Genomic DNA, 12,976 nt, shown 5'->3' with positions numbered 1-12,976 from the left:
TGTGTGATCATGCCGCCCTGATGGATGGCATTTCCCTCGGGGTGCCGACGCTTCTCGCGATCGCCGCGTACCTCGTGGCGATCAACGTGCTGGGCGCGTGGCTCGGCCGGGGCCAGAAGGACGCGAAGGACTACTTCCTGGGCGGCCACGCGATGCCGTGGGGCGCCGTCATGGCCTCGATCGTCGCGACGGAGACTTCCGCGCTCACGTTCCTCTCGGTGCCGGGCGACGCGTACCGGTCCGGGTTCACGTTCCTCCAGCTCGCGTTCGGCTACCTCGTCGGACGCATTGCCGTCTCGTTCATCCTTCTTCCGGGCTACTTCCACGGCGAAATCACGACGGCCTACGCGCTCCTCGAGCGGCGCTTCGGCGTCGGCGCGCGGCGATTCACGTCGCTGATCTTCATGGTCACGCGCGTCATGGCGGCGAGCGTCCGCCTCGCGGTCCCCGCGATCCCCATCGCGCTCATCCTCGGAATCCCGGTCTGGGCGGCAATCCTCCTCCTCGCAGGCGCGACCGCGCTCTACACGTACGTCGGCGGCATCAAGGCGGTCATCTGGATCGACCTCATCCAGGTCCTCGTCTACATCTCTGGCGCGATCATGGCTCTCTGGGTGCTGCTGAATGCGTTCGGCGGGGGATTGGGAGGATTTCAGGAGATTCTTGGAAGGTGCGCGGAGCTCGGGCAGCCGGTTCGCCTCTTTAACCTTTCAAAGAATCTTTCCGAACCCTATACCCTTTTTCCGGTGTCATCGGCGGGGCCGTGTTGGCCATGGCCTCCCACGGCGCCGATCAGCTGATCGTCCAGCGGCTTCTCGCGTGCCGCGGCCTGCGCGACGCGCAGAAGGCGCTCATCGGGTCGGGCGTCCTCGTGATCCTGCAGTTCACGCTGTTTCTCGCGCTCGGCGTCGGAATGTTCGCGTTCTACGGCGGACGGCCGATCGGGCCCGGCGGGTTCGCGTCGTCGGACGCGATCCTGCCGACGTTCATCGTGACGAGCCTGCCGCCGTTCGTGTCGGCGTACCTCGTGGCGGGAATCTTCTCGGCCGCGATGTGCTCGGAGTCGTCGGCGCTGAACTCGCTCGCCTCGGCGCTGTCCCTCGACATCGTCGCGCCGCTGATGGGGAAGAAGTACGTCGAGGGGAAGCGCGGGCTCGTCCTCGGGAAGGTGCTGACGCTCTTCTGGACGCTCGTGCTCGCCGGGCTCGCGGTCGGGTTCTCGCGCCTGCCGCAGAGCGTCCCGGCCGTCCAGGTCGCGCTCGGCCTCGCGAGCGTGACGGCCGGCGGCCTCCTCGGCGGGTTCCTGCTCGCGCTCTGGGCGCGGAAGGCGACGCAGACGGACGCGATGATCGGCATCGCGACGTCCGCCGTGTTCATGTTCGTCCTGTGGCTGGGCTCGAAGGGCTTCGTCCCGTTCCCGCTCGGGAAGATGATCGCGTGGCCGTGGTACTCGCTCCTCGGCTCGACGATCGCGTTCGGGACGGGCTGGCTGCTGTCGCTGAGAAGGCCGGAGCCGGCTACATCCCGAGCATGACCCGCGCCACGCGCGTCATCATGTCGGCGTTCCAGGGCGGGTCCCAGACGAGCTCGACCTTCGCCCCCGTGACGCCGGGAACGGCCTTCACCTTCGCCTCGACCTCGCCGGGCAAGGTGCCGGCGACGGGGCAGGCGGGAGCGGTCAGCGTCATCTGCACGTGCGCGACGCCCTCCGGCGACACGGCGACCGAATAGATCAGCCCGAGCTCCCAGATGTTCACCGGGATCTCGGGGTCGAAGCACTTCTTCAGCGCTTCGTCGACGACCTTCTGCTCGAGCTCGGTCATTCGGTCTTCGCGACCTCGGGGACGTTCTTGATGGCGCTCTCCAGCGTGTGCCACGCAAGCGTCGCGCACTTCACGCGTGCCGGAAACTCGCGGACGCCCGAGAAAACCGCGAGCTTGCCGAGACCCTCGCCCGTCGCCTTCACGTCGGGCGGGCCCGTGAGGAGGTCGTGGAACTTGCCGTACAGGGCCTCCGCCTCGGCGAGCGTCTTGCCCTTGACGGCGTCCGTCATGAGCGACGCCGAGGCCTTCGAGATCGCGCAGCCGGACCCCTGGAACGCGACGTCGGCGATCCTGTCGCCGTCCAGCTTGACGTACAGCTTCAGCCGGTCGCCGCAGAGCGGGTTGTGGCCGAGCGCCATGCGGCTCGGGTCCGCCATCTCGCGATAGTTGTGCGGCGACTTGTTGTGGTCGAGGATGACCTCCTGATAGAGGTCGCGGAGGTCCGTCATCAGGCGAAAACCTCCTGCACCTTCTTCAGCGCCGTCGCGAGGATGTCGACCTCTTCTTCGGTGTTGTAGACGCCGAAGGAGGCCCGCGCCGTGGCGCCGATTCCGTAGCGGTCCATGACGGGCTGCGCGCAGTGCTGTCCGGTCCGGATCGCAATGCCCTCGCGGTCGAGGATCGTCCCGATGTCGTGGGGGTGAACGTCGCCGAGGAGAAACGAGACGACGGCCGCCTTGCGCGGCGCGGTGCCGACGATGCGCAGCCCCTCGATCGCCGAGAGCGCTTCCGTCGCGCGGACGAGGAGCGTGTGCTCGTGCGCGGCCACGGCGGGGAGCCCGATGGCCGAGAGCCAGTCGGCCGCGACGCCGAAACCGATGCCGCCCGCGATGTTCGCGGTGCCGGCCTCGAACTTCCAGGGCAGCTCGTTGTACGTCGTCTTCTCGAACGTCACGGACGAGATCATGTCGCCGCCGCCCTGGTAGGGCGGAAGCTTCTCGAGCCACGCCTCCGTGCCGTAGAGCGCGCCGATGCCCGTCGGGCCGTACATCTTGTGGCCGGAGACCGCGTAGAAGTCGCAGCCCAGAGCCGCGACGTCGATCGGGAGGTGCGGCGCGGCCTGCGCGCCGTCCACGAGGACGGGCACGCTGCGCGCGTGGGCGAGCCGGATGAACTCCTCGACGGGATTGATCGTGCCGAGAGCGTTGGAGACGTGGGAAACGGCCGCGATCTTCGTCCGGGGCGTCAGGCGCCTTTCGAACTCCTCGACGGGGACCTCGCCCGAATCCGTGATCGGGACGACGACGAGCTTCGCGCCCGTGCGTCCGCAGGCGAGCTGCCACGGAACGATGTTGGAGTGGTGCTCGAGGCCCGTGAGGAGGATCTCGTCGCCCTCTTTGAGGACCGACTGCGCGAAACCTGCGGCCACGAGGTTGATCGCCTCGGTCGTGCCGCGCGTGAAGACGACCTCGCGGGGGGCGCGCGCGCCGAGGAAGCGGGCGACTTTCGCGCGGGCACCTTCGTATTCGGCCGTCGCCTTCTCGGAGAGGAAGTGCGTGCCGCGGTGGATGTTCGCGTTCGTCTCTTCGTAGTAGCGGCTCCCGGAGTCGATCACGGCGCGCGGCTTCTGCGTCGTGTTCGCGTTGTCGAGGTACACGAGGCGCTTGCCGTGGACCTTCTGCGCGAGGATCGGAAATTGCTCCCGGATCTTCTCGACGTTCATCCGTTCACCGATGCGGCCGCGGCGGGCAGCCACGCGTGGAGGCGGTCCTCGAGGAGGGCCTTCACGTCCGGCGCGGCCACCTTCGAGACGACCTCGCTGCCGAAGGCGTACGTGAGGAGGGCTCGCGCCGCCCCTTCCGAGAGGCCGCGCGAGCGAAGGTAGAAGAGGGCGTCCGAGTCGATGCGGCCCGTGGTCGAGCCGTGCGTGCACCGGACGTCGTTGTTGTGGATCTCGAGCTGCGGCTTGCTGTCGACGAGAGCTTCGTCCGAGAGGATCAGGTTCCGGTTCGTCTGGCGGGCGTCCGTCTTCACGGCGCCCTCGCGCACGATCACCTTGCCGTCGAATGCGCCGCGGCCGTTCCCGTCGAGGATGCCCTTGTAGAGCTCGAGGCTGTCCGCGCGCGGGGCCGCGTGGTCGATGACGGTGTGGCAGTCGACGCTCTGGCCGGCCGCCGCGGCGAAGAGGCCGTACATTTCGGTCCCCGAGCCCTCGCCGGAAAGCGTCGCGGAGATCTCGTTGCGAACCGTCGCGCCGCCGAAGGAATAGACGTGCGACGTCGAACGGGCGCCCCGCGCGTGCGAGAGGAAGAGGTTCCCGACGTGATAGGCCTGCCGGCCCTCGAGCTGGACCTTGATGTGCGTGAGGCGTGCGTTCTCCCCGAGGACGGCCTGCGTGACCGCGTTCGTGAAGGACAGCTCGTCCGTGCCGAGGAACACCTCGACGACGGTGGCAGCCGCGTCCTCCTCGAGGACGACGAGATTGCGGAGATGAGACATGAGGGGCGCCGGCGTCCCGCTCGCGGACGTCGAGAGGTGGACGACGACGAGAGGATCGGGCGCCGTCAGCCCTTTCCCGACGCGCACGAGAGCGCCCGTGTCGAGGAACGCGTCGTTCAGCGCGACGAACGGATGGCCGGCCGGAGCGGCGATGAGCACCTTCTCGACGCGCTCGGGCGCGAGACGGAGGACGGTTCCGAGGTTCTCGAACAGGATCTCCGCGGGAAGCGTGTGCGCCGTGCGCCGGACGAGGTGCCCGTTGACGAAGACGAGGCGCGGGCCGGGGGAGGAGAGGCCGAGGGTGCCGAGGCGGGCCTCGAGCTCGACGGCCTGCGTGCGCTCGGCGATCGTGACGTCGCGGGGGGCGAGGCCGAAGACCGTTCGGGCGAGTGGCAGGAGGTTCGTGTAACGCCACTCCTCGTCGCGCTGCGACGGGAAGCCGGTCTTCACGAGGGACGCCATGCCGTCCCGGCGCAGCTTTGTGAGCCACGGCGGCCCGGCGAGGCCCGAGGTGAACTCCTCGGCCTGCGTGGCGAGGACGTCGACGCCGTCGCGGATGGTGGCCGCTCTTGCGGATGCCGTCATGCTCAGCGCGCCGCGGCGGCGGCTTCCTTTTCGATCCAGCCGTAGCCCTTCGCCTCGAGCTCGAGGGCGAGGCTCCTGTCGCCCGACTTGACGATCCTTCCGTCCGAGAGGACGTGAACGACGTCCGGGACGATGTAGTTCAGAAGGCGCTGGTAGTGCGTGATGACGAGAAAGCCGCGCTTGCCGTCTCGGAGGGCGTTGACGCCGCCGGCCGCGATGCGGAGCGCGTCGATGTCGAGGCCCGAGTCGGTCTCGTCGAGGATCGCGAGGCGCGGATCGAGGAGCGCCATCTGGAGGACCTCGTTGCGCTTCTTCTCGCCGCCCGAGAAGCCCTCGTTCACGGAGCGGTTCAGGAGCGCCTCTTCCATCTCGACGAGCTTCGCCTTCTCGTCGAGGAGCGCAAGGAAGTCCATCGCGTCGAGCTCGGCGAGGCCGCGGTGGCGCCGGACGGCGTTGACGGCCGTGCGCAGGAAGTAGTTGTTCGAGACGCCCGGGATCTCGACCGGGTACTGGAACGCGAGGAACACGCCTTCGCGGGCCCGCTCCTCGGGCTTCATCGCGAGGAGGTCCTTGCCCAGGAACGAGACCGTCCCCTGGGTCACGGCGTAACCCGGCCGGCCCGACAGGACGTGCGCCAGCGTGCTCTTGCCGGAGCCGTTCGGGCCCATGATGGCGTGGACTTCGCCGGGAAGAATCTTCAGGTCGATCCCCCTGAGGATCTCGGTCCCGTCTTCCTCGATGGACGCGTGAAGATTTCGGATTTCCAGGAGGGGTGTGTCGACGTTCTTCATCCGACTGATCCTTCCAGCGACACGCCGAGCAGCTTCTGCGCTTCCACCGCGAACTCCATGGGGAGCTCCTTGAGGACGCGCTTGGCGAAGCCGTTGACGATGAGGGACACGGCGTCTTCCGCCGAGATCCCGCGCTGCATGCAGTAGAAGAGCTGGTCCTCGCCGATCTTCGACGTGGACGCCTCGTGCTCGAGCGTGGCCGTGCTGTTCTTGACCTCGATGTACGGAAACGTGTGCGCGCCGCACTGGTCTCCGATGAGGAGCGAGTCGCACTGCGAGTAGTTGCGCGCGCCCACCGCCGACTTGAGGATCGTGACGCCGCCCCGGTACGTGTTCTGCCCGTGGCCCGCGGAGATGCCCTTGGAGACGATCGTCGACCGGGTGTTCTTCCCGATGTGGATCATCTTCGTGCCCGTGTCGGCCTGCTGGTAGTTGTTCGCGAGCGCGACCGAGTAGAACTCGCCGATCGAGTCGTCGCCCATGAGGATGCAGCTCGGGTACTTCCACGTGATGGCCGAGCCGGTCTCGACCTGCGTCCACGAGATCTTCGAGCGCTTGCCGAGGCACTTGCCCCGCTTCGTGACGAAGTTGTAGATGCCGCCCTTGCCCTCGCGGTCGCCGGGGTACCAGTTCTGGACCGTGGAGTACTTGATGGTGGCGTCGTCCATCGCGACGAGCTCGACGACGGCCGCGTGGAGCTGGTTCACGTCGCGCTTCGGCGCCGTGCAGCCCTCGAGGTACGAGACCGTCGCGCCTTCCTCGGCCACGATGAGCGTGCGCTCGAACTGGCCGGTGTCGGCCTGGTTGATGCGGAAGTACGTCGACAGCTCCATCGGGCAGCGGACGCCCTTCGGGATGTAGCAGAACGACCCGTCCGAGAAGACCGCCGAGTTCAGCGCCGCGAAGAAGTTGTCGCGCGAGGGCACGACCGAGCCGAGCCACTTCCGGACGAGGTCGGGGTGCGAGTGTACGGCCTCGGAGAAGGAGCAGAAGACGATCCCGACGGACGCGAGCTTCTCGCGGAACGTCGTCGCGACGGACACGCTGTCGATGACCGCGTCGACGGCGACTCCGGCGAGGATCTCGCGCTCCTTGAGCGGGACGCCCAGCTTCTCGTACATCGCGAGGAGCTCGGGATCGACGTCCGCGAGGCTCGTCGGGCCCTCCTTCGCGGACTTCGGCGCGGCGTAGTACACGATCTTCTGGTAGTCGATCGGGGGGTACGAGACGCGCGCCCACGCCGGCTCTTCCATCGTGAGCCAGTGACGGTACGCCTTGAGGCGCCACTCGAGGAGCCACTCGGGCTCGTTCTTCTTCTTCGAGATGATCCGGACGACGTCCTCGCTGAGTCCGGCCGGAATCGACTCGGTCTCGACGTCCGTCACGAAACCGTGCTGGTACTCGCGCTGCGTCAGCTCGTTCAGCAGGGCGTCGTTCATGCGGGGCTCCGGTGCACAGGGAGCGCGGCCGCCGAAGCCGCGGCGAAACGGGGCGGGAGCGGCCGTGTCATGTCCGCGAGCGTCAGGCCTTCGAGCGACGCGCGGATCGCGTCGTTGATGATCTGCCAGTTCGGCTTCGTGGAGCAGAAGCTTTCGTGCTCGCAGCGGACGGCGCCGCCGCACTCGGTGATCGAGACCGGGCCCTCGAGCGTCGCGATGATGGAGGCGACCGTGATCTCGCGCGGGGGGCGCGCGAGGGAGTACCCGCCGCGCGTGCCGCGCTGCGAGGCGAGGAGGCCGCCGTGCGAGAGCTGCTTGAGGAGCTTGCCGACGGTGGGGAGGGGCAGCCGCGTGTCGTGCGCGAGCTCGCGCGCCGTGAACGCGGGCCGGTCCTCGTGCGCCGCGAACTGCGTCAGCAGCACGATCCCGTAGTCGGTCATCTTGGTCATTCGGAACATCGCGTACTCCCCGGCTCGAATACGCTCGAGATATCGAACCGGATCGGTACGATATGAAATAGCACCAATTCAGTCAAGGGAGGAAAGACAGGAGATAAGAGATCTACTTAGAATGAGTTAGTGAGACGGGTTCTCACTTTCGAACGCCCCGTAACCGACGACGCTCACGGGGTCTCCCGCCGTGTCGCCGGAGGTTCTGAGGTCGAGGAGCTTGACCGGAAGAGATTTCCGCCGCGCCAGCTCGAGCAATCCCCTCAGCGGGTAGTAGCCGCAGGCGTCCTCGCCCGAAAGGTTTTCCGGCTCGCACGCGAGGATCGCGTCGGCCGTCGTGCGGTCGAGGCGGCGGGCGGCCTCGAGGTCGTGGTAGTGGCTGAGGTCGGTGCTCACGACGACGAGCGTGCCCTTCTCGCCGAGGAACTCGCCGATGAGGTCCGCGGTCGCTCGCGCGGAGATCTCCGAAACCGCGACGGGCAGGAACGTGAAGCCCTCCCCGAGGACGCGCTGAAGGAACGGGAGCTGGACCTCGAGGGCGTGCTCGGGGGCGTGTGGCCGGTCGTCCACGGCCGCGCCGCATGCGGCAGCGCGCATCCGGAGCGCGGCGTCGATCGTCACCTCGCCGAGAGGCGTCGCCCACGCGTCGGCCGCCGGGACCGCGGCGCCATGGACGGGCACGCGGTGCACCGGGCCGAAGGCCACGACGCGCCTGATCTCGGCCGCGTGAGGGCGCAGGCGCGCGTACGCGCTCGCCGCGACGGGGCCGGAGTAGATGGTCCCGGCGTGCGGGACGACGAGCGCGAGGGGAAGCGCTTCGCCGGGCGCAACGACCGCCCCGGCGAGGAGCGCATCCACGTGCCGCGCAAGCGCTGCGGGGGAGGCCGGGTAGAACGTGCCGGCGACGGCTGGAGGGCGGACCATCCTCGCTCTCGTCATGATGCGGCGAGGTGGACGGGCTGGCGGCGGGCGCCCCAGGCACCGGGGGTTTCTTCGAAGTGTCCCGGGCACCGGGCGCCGCACGCGCCGCATTGACCGCCGGCCTTCAGGCCCCACGCTCCGGTCTCGTATCCGTCTCTTTCAATGAGAATCTTCCCGCACTCCGCGCAGTTCGTGCTCTGGCCCTCGGGATCGTGGACGTTGCCCGTGTAGACGTACTCGAGGCCGTTTCCGCGCGCGATCTCTCGCGCTCTCCTCAAGGTCGCGGTGGGGGTGGCGGAAACGTCCCGCATTTTCCAGTCCGGATGAAACGCCGTGAAGTGATGCGGGACGTCCGGACCGAGGTGCTCGAAGACCCAGCGCGTCATCGCGTCGATCTCCGCGCCGGAGTCGTTCATCCCCGGGATCAGGAGCGTGGTGATCTCGGTCCAGACCTTCGTCTCCCGGACGAGGTACTCGAGCGTCTCGAGAACGGGCTGGAGGTGCGCGCCGCAGGCCTTCGCGTAGAAATCCTCCGTGAACGCCTTGAGGTCGACGTTCGCGGCGTCCATCGCGGCGAAGAGCTCCGCGCGCGGTTTCGGAGCCACGTAGCCGGCCGTCACGGCGACCGTCTTCACGCCCACGGCGTGGCAGGCCGCGGCGACGTCGATCGCGTACTCCATGAAGACGACGGGGTCGTTGTACGTGAACGCGACGCTCCGGCACCCCAGCTCGACGGCGGCGGCCGCGATTCGCTGGGGCGTCGCGTTGGCGGCGAGCGTGTCCATCTCGCGCGACTTCGAGATGTCCCAGTTCTGGCAGAACTTGCAGGCGAGGTTGCAGCCCGCGGTCCCGAACGACAGGACGGACGTGCCCGGCAGGAAGTGGTTCAGGGGCTTCTTCTCGATCGGGTCCACGCAGAAGCCGCTCGACCGCCCGTACGTCGTCAGCACGATCTCCCCGCCGCGCGCCGCCCGCACGAAGCAATGGCCTTCCTGGCCCTCTTTCAGCCTGCAGAAACGCGGGCAGACGTCGCACTGGACGCGGTCGCCCTCGACGTGCCAGTGCGTCGTGGGATGTGTGGACCCGGCGACGGAAGCCATGCCTCACCCCGCTGCCGGACAATATGGACCGGATTTGGTCCCCCGGCCACCCTTCAGGGCTTCGGGTCTGGCCTTTCGAACAGCCACCCGATCCCCGTGAGGAGGCCGTTGATCACGGCCATCCAGACCAGCACGTCGAGGAGAACGAGCATGGCCGCGAGGCCGATGTCCTTCGTGGAGCCGAGCGCCGTGATGGGCGCGAAGACGTAGAGCAGCGCCGGGCGCGGCCTCCGGGGGTGGTCGAGGAAGGCCATGTAGAGGAAGCCGAGCGTCGGAAAGAAGACCGACGGCGGGATCGACAGCGCCATCCGGACGCCCAGGCGAGCCGCCGCCGGCGTGGGCCCCCCCCCCCCCCAACCCCCGCGTGCCCCTCGAGAACCTGCCGAGCTCGTCCGGGTTGCCCGCGCGAGGCGCTGCCGAGCCTCTCCGTCGAGAGTGCGGCCTGGCCGATTTTCACCCAGGATTTCTGGCGGACGGCGCCTGACTCGTCAGCGCGACGGCCACGACGGTCCCGGAGTGCCGGTTGAAGACGTCGGCGCTCAGGACGAGCCGGGTAGCCCCCCCCGGCCCAGCCCCGCGAGCGCCCCGGGCCATCACCTTGTCCTCGTCGAGGAGCGCTTTCGGCTTCTCGCCGTCGTACGTGATCGGCGAGAAGGCGTCGGCGACGAGCGCGGCCTTCAGCGCCTCGGCGTCCTTCGTGAAAGATGAGGTAGCTCGCCTGGAGGTGCCGCTTGACGGCTGCGTTCACGTCGGCGCGCGTGAGCTTGCCGAGCTTCCCGCGCATGTCCGAAACGTAGTCCGGCAGGCCGTACCACTTCTGGTCGAGGGACGTGCCGAGCGCGTGGTCCTGCGTTGCCGTCAGGAGGTAGACGTTCTTCATGAGGTAGTCGCGTGTCGTCTGGAAGTCTTCCTCGGAGATGCCTTCGTTCACGAGCTTGTCCAGCTCCCAGATCGCGACGCGGAGCGCCATGTGGGCGTTCTGCGGCATGACGGGGCGGATCCAGATCTCGAACAGCTGCGCGCGGCGCGCCACGTTCGGCTCGGGGAGCATGCGGTACATGCCGCCGGGGAACGCCTCGATGTAGGCGTAGTCGCCGTAGTTCATGCCGCGCACCTCGCGGATCCGCTGATAGAGGTGCGAGCTGGACGAGCGGTGCTCGCCGAGCCACGCGCGCGCGACCGAGAGCGCCGCGTAGTCCGCGTGCGTGCGCGTGACGTCGATCGGGAAGCCGAACGAGATCGCCGTGGAGCGGGTTTCCTTCTTCACGATGTCGACGTCGATCCCGGAGGGCTTGCGGCCGACGACGCCGGCGGGCGCGGGAAGGGCGGGACCCGCGGGGAGCTTCGCGGCGTCGGCCTTGATCCGGGCGGCGAATTCGTCGGGCATGTCGCCCGCGACACCGACCGTGAGCGCCGCCTGCGTGTAGGCCTTCTGCGCGAAGGCTTTGACGTCGTCGAGCGTGATCGCGTCGAGCCCGGCGACCGAGCCGAGGACGGGGTGGCCGTAGGGCGTGCCCGCGAACACGCGCTGCTGGAGGCGCTCCTTGCCGAGTTCCTCGTCGTTGTTGTTGCGGAGGTTCTGGACGAGGGCGTTCTTCAGGGCGTCCTTGATGCGCCGAAAGTCCTCCTCCCGGAAGCCGGGTGTGACGAGCTGCGGGAGCGCAACGTCGGCGAACGTCTTCCAGGCGTCCCGATGGACGACACCCGTGAAGATCGTCATCTCCCTGTCGCATCCGGAGTCGAAGCTGGCCGCGACGGGGAAGAGGGCCTTCTTGATCTCGTCGATGCGCATGTCCGAGGAGCCGCCGTCCGCGATCATGCGGGCGGTCAGGGCCGCGAGGCCTTCCTTGCCGGCGGGGTCCTGCGCCGAACCCGCGGCGAAGAGGAACTTCACTTCGGTGCGTGGGAGCAGGGACTTCTGCGCGATCCACGGGACCGCGGCTCCCGCGGCGTCGGGCTTCGCGGCGCCGCCGAAGCGGGCCAGCGGCGGAACGACGGCCATGGCCTCGGGCATCGGGTCCTTCGAGAGCGTCGTGAGGACGAGGTTCGAATCCGTGAGGTACGTTTGCGCCGCGGCCTGCAGGTCCGCCGGCGTGAGGGCGTCGATGAGACGGTAGTACTGGTTCAGCGTGCCGTAGGAACGCCGGAGGCGCACGAAGCGCGCGAGGAGGCCGGCGATGCGCTCGGTGTCGTCGAGGCCGCGGACGAGGCCGTAGCGCGAGTTGGACTTCACGTCGGCGAGGCGCTTCGCGTCGACGGGCGCGTCGCGGAGGGCCGCGACGGCGCGCAGGATCTCGTCGCGCACGTAAACGGGATCGGTCCCCTTCTTCAGGCGTGTGAAGACACCGACGAGCTCGGGGTCCTCGTTGACGTCGACGTTCGGCTGGAGCGAGTCGACCTTCTGCTCCTTCTCGACGAGCTTCTTGTAGAGGTCGGACGTCGGGCCGAACGTGAGGTCGAAGAGCGCGTCCAGGGCGGGCAGGTCCTTCTTCGTCTCCGAGAAGGCCGGGCCGTGGAACGCGACGACGACCCACGGGAGCGTGTCGGACGGCCACGGCACGTGCGCGGTGACCGGGCCCTTCGCGGGCGGCTCCTGCGGAATTGGGAGCGTCTTTCCGCCCCTCTTCCAGCCGCCCCAGTACTTGTCGACGAGGGCGATCGTCTTCGCCGGGTCGACGTCGCCCGCGACGATCACGGTCGCGTGCTCGGGCCGGTACCAGCGGTCGAAGAAGAGCTTCGAGTACGCGAACTGGTTGGGCATGTCCTCGATGTCCTTGAGGAAGCCCATCGTCGTGTGCTTGTACGTGTGGACGTTGAAAGCCTTGTCGCGCGTGACCTCGTAGAGCTTCGAGATCGGGTTCGCGCTGTTCTTGTTGTACTCGCCGAGGACGGCGCGCGCCTCGGTCTTGAACTCGGACTCCCCGTACTCGAGGTTCTGGAAGCGGTCGGCCTCGATCTTGAGCATCGTCTCGAGGTCTTCCTTCGGGAACGTCGTGTGGTAGTTCGTGTAGTCGTCGGTCGTGTACGCGTTCTGGCGGGCGCCCGAGCGCGTGACGATCTCCTGGTACTTCGCCGGCGGGTAGGCCTTCGTCCCGCGGAACATCATGTGCTCGAAGAAGTGGGCGAAGCCGGACTTGCCGGGCTCGACCTCGTTCCGCGAGCCCGTCTTCACGGGAATCTGGAGCGAGACGATGTTCGGGAAGCCGGTCGGGACGACGATGACCTTCAGGCCGTTCGGAAGGGTCTTCTCGGTGGCCTTGAAGGGGAGGATGTCGGCGGCGGCTTTCGGGGTGGTTGCTGCGGACCTGGAGGTCTGGGCGGCTGCTGGGGTGGCCATGAGGCCGAGGAGGATAAGGGCAAGGTGCCTGGTGAGGCGCATGCAGGGCTCTCCTTCGTAGACGGAATCTATCCCCTACGCATACGGAGGAG

General features: G+C 68.1%; 12 protein-coding genes and 1 pseudogene. 2 read left to right on the top strand and 11 right to left on the bottom strand.

The window, feature by feature from the left end; genetic code table 11:
• The first annotated feature begins 20 nt into the window (after positions 1-20).
• Both IPL89_13340 and IPL89_13335 read left to right on the top strand, forming a co-directional pair.
• Positions 21-800 (top strand): hypothetical protein, encoded by a 780-nt coding sequence (locus tag IPL89_13340; GenBank protein MBK9064159.1) that lies wholly within the window; start codon positions 21-23, stop codon positions 798-800.
• Complete coding sequence (locus IPL89_13335; GenBank protein ID MBK9064158.1) at positions 773-1,534, top strand: hypothetical protein; 762 nt, start codon at positions 773-775, stop codon at positions 1,532-1,534. Before IPL89_13340 ends, IPL89_13335 begins: the two co-directional genes overlap by 28 nt.
• On the opposite strand, the gene IPL89_13330 is transcribed toward IPL89_13335, so the two are convergent.
• The 11 genes and pseudogenes from IPL89_13330 to IPL89_13280 all read right to left on the bottom strand — a co-directional run bounded on the left by IPL89_13330 (position 1,518) and on the right by IPL89_13280 (position 12,926).
• Positions 1,518-1,823, bottom strand: a complete 306-nt coding sequence (locus tag IPL89_13330) for a DUF59 domain-containing protein (GenBank protein ID MBK9064157.1) — start codon at positions 1,821-1,823, stop codon at positions 1,518-1,520. The genes IPL89_13335 and IPL89_13330 overlap by 17 nt on opposite strands.
• On the bottom strand, positions 1,820-2,272 hold the full coding sequence (locus tag IPL89_13325) for an SUF system NifU family Fe-S cluster assembly protein (protein ID MBK9064156.1): 453 nt from the start codon (positions 2,270-2,272) through the stop codon (positions 1,820-1,822). Before IPL89_13325 ends, IPL89_13330 begins: the two co-directional genes overlap by 4 nt.
• Complete coding sequence (locus tag IPL89_13320) at positions 2,272-3,486, bottom strand: cysteine desulfurase (protein ID MBK9064155.1); 1,215 nt, start codon at positions 3,484-3,486, stop codon at positions 2,272-2,274. Before IPL89_13320 ends, IPL89_13325 begins: the two co-directional genes overlap by 1 nt.
• Positions 3,483-4,847, bottom strand: a complete 1,365-nt coding sequence (gene sufD, locus IPL89_13315; GenBank protein ID MBK9064154.1) for a Fe-S cluster assembly protein SufD — start codon at positions 4,845-4,847, stop codon at positions 3,483-3,485. Before sufD ends, IPL89_13320 begins: the two co-directional genes overlap by 4 nt.
• Positions 4,848-4,849: 2 nt before the next feature.
• Entirely contained in the window at positions 4,850-5,638 is a 789-nt protein-coding gene (sufC, locus tag IPL89_13310; GenBank protein MBK9064153.1) for a Fe-S cluster assembly ATPase SufC, read from the bottom strand.
• Positions 5,635-7,077, bottom strand: coding sequence for a Fe-S cluster assembly protein SufB (gene sufB, locus IPL89_13305; GenBank protein ID MBK9064152.1), 1,443 nt, complete (start codon positions 7,075-7,077; stop codon positions 5,635-5,637). Before sufB ends, sufC begins: the two co-directional genes overlap by 4 nt.
• Positions 7,074-7,535: an SUF system Fe-S cluster assembly regulator gene (locus IPL89_13300; protein MBK9064151.1), complete on the bottom strand. Its 462-nt coding sequence runs from the start codon at positions 7,533-7,535 to the stop codon at positions 7,074-7,076. Before IPL89_13300 ends, sufB begins: the two co-directional genes overlap by 4 nt.
• Before the next feature lie 117 nt (positions 7,536-7,652).
• Positions 7,653-8,465, bottom strand: coding sequence for an AmmeMemoRadiSam system protein B (gene amrB / locus IPL89_13295; GenBank protein ID MBK9064150.1), 813 nt, complete (start codon positions 8,463-8,465; stop codon positions 7,653-7,655).
• Complete coding sequence (gene amrS, locus IPL89_13290) at positions 8,462-9,547, bottom strand: AmmeMemoRadiSam system radical SAM enzyme (protein MBK9064149.1); 1,086 nt, start codon at positions 9,545-9,547, stop codon at positions 8,462-8,464. The genes amrB and amrS overlap by 4 nt, the downstream gene beginning before the upstream one ends.
• Positions 9,548-9,600: 53 nt before the next feature.
• Positions 9,601-9,855 (bottom strand): hypothetical protein, encoded by a 255-nt coding sequence (locus tag IPL89_13285; GenBank protein ID MBK9064148.1) that lies wholly within the window; start codon positions 9,853-9,855, stop codon positions 9,601-9,603.
• A 145-nt stretch (positions 9,856-10,000) separates the two neighbouring features.
• Positions 10,001-12,926: pseudogene (locus IPL89_13280) on the bottom strand (insulinase family protein).
• Positions 12,927-12,976 lie beyond the last annotated feature (50 nt).

This window comes from Acidobacteriota bacterium (assembly GCA_016716715.1).
In the GTDB taxonomy this organism is placed as follows: Bacteria; Acidobacteriota; Thermoanaerobaculia; order UBA5066; family UBA5066; genus Fen-183.
The sequence above is the reverse complement of the archived record's forward strand: the minus strand, read 5'-3'. Positions and strand labels throughout refer to the sequence as shown.